This window comes from Gilliamella sp. Occ4-3 (genome assembly GCF_001690675.1).
Classification (GTDB): domain Bacteria; phylum Pseudomonadota; class Gammaproteobacteria; order Enterobacterales; family Orbaceae; genus Gilliamella; species Gilliamella bombi.
This window is the reverse complement of sequence record NZ_LZHR01000042.1, coordinates 1-300: the sequence shown is the minus strand read 5'-3', so window position 1 is coordinate 300 and position 300 is coordinate 1. Positions and strand designations below refer to the sequence as shown.

The 300-nt window shown below is 38.3% G+C and carries 1 protein-coding gene; it reads right to left on the bottom strand.

The genetic code is table 11. The annotated features are described in order from the left end of the window. Positions 1-48: 48 nt before the first annotated feature. Positions 49-300, bottom strand: a 252-nt coding sequence (locus tag A9G44_RS13470; RefSeq protein WP_179854804.1) for a hypothetical protein, incomplete at its 5' end; no start/stop codon positions are given.

Here is a 300-nt window from a genome sequence, read left to right as displayed (position 1 = left end):
AGTTTTTTTGTCATGATTATTGCCTATTAATAACCCCATGATTTACATTTATAAAACATATCCGCCACTCTGGCCGCCCGTCAAACGTAGCTCACCATCAGGCCCAAAACTGTAATAATGTACGCCCCTAGGACTCCCCCCCAATACGGCTTTCTCTAAACCACCATAGCCTTTATATAGACTATAAATATCTTTATTTTTTATCCAGTTTGGCACGTTTTCCATATGGTAATAAAAAGTCACCATTCTCATCCCTTGCATTTGATCATCAACCTCATCAATTTTTTCAACCACCACTTT